Raw genomic sequence first — 931 nt, forward strand, 5'->3', positions numbered from 1 at the left:
TTCCGGCGGGTGGTCTTCCGTGGGTCCAGGCAGGACATCAGGCAGATCGCGGTGGACGGTACGCGGCTGGTGATGGAGTACGCCGAGAAGCTGCTGGGTCCGGAGACGGTGTTCGGTTACCAGTACAGCCCGGAGATCTTCACCGACACCGAGCTGGACTTCGCGCTGGAGGTCTGTGAGGCGGTGTGTGATGTGTGGCAGCCGGAGGCGGGGCGGGAGATCATTTTGAATCTGCCGGCGACGGTGGAGCGCTCGACTCCGTCTACGCACGCGGATCGTTTCGAGTGGATGGGGCGGAAGCTGTCCCGGCGTGAGCACATCTGTCTGTCGGTGCATCCGCACAATGACCGGGGGACGGCGGTGGCCGCGGCGGAGCTGGCGGTCATGGCGGGGGCGGACCGGGTCGAGGGGTGTCTGTTCGGGCAGGGGGAGCGGACCGGCAATGTGGATCTGGTGACGCTGGGGATGAACCTGTTCAGTCAGGGGGTGGATCCGCAGATCGATTTCTCGCAGATCGATGAGATCCGCCGGACGTCGGAGTACTGCAATCAGATGGAGGTCCATCCGCGGCATCCGTATGCGGGGGATCTGGTCTATACGGCGTTCTCCGGGTCGCACCAGGATGCGATCAAGAAGGGCTTCGATGCGATGGAGGCGGATGCGGCTGCCCGGGGCCGGAGCGTGGAGGAGATGGCGTGGGCGGTGCCGTATCTGCCGATCGATCCGAAGGATGTGGGCCGGTCGTACGAGGCGGTGATCCGGGTCAACTCGCAGTCCGGCAAGGGCGGGATCGCGTATGTGCTGAAGAACGAGCACAAGCTGGATCTGCCGCGGCGGATGCAGATCGAGTTCTCGCGGATCATCCAGGACAAGACCGATGCCGAGGGCGGCGAGGTCACCCCCGCCGACATCTGGACCGTCTTCCAGGACG

At 65.1% G+C, this 931-nt stretch carries 1 protein-coding gene; it reads left to right on the top strand.

Annotated elements, in window-relative coordinates; translation table 11 throughout:
* The coding region (locus AC4IJH_RS43575; protein WP_490857574.1) for a 2-isopropylmalate synthase at positions 1–931 on the top strand (931 nt) is incomplete at both ends.

The sequence above is a fragment of the Streptomyces sp. UF-297 genome, from assembly GCF_058245575.1.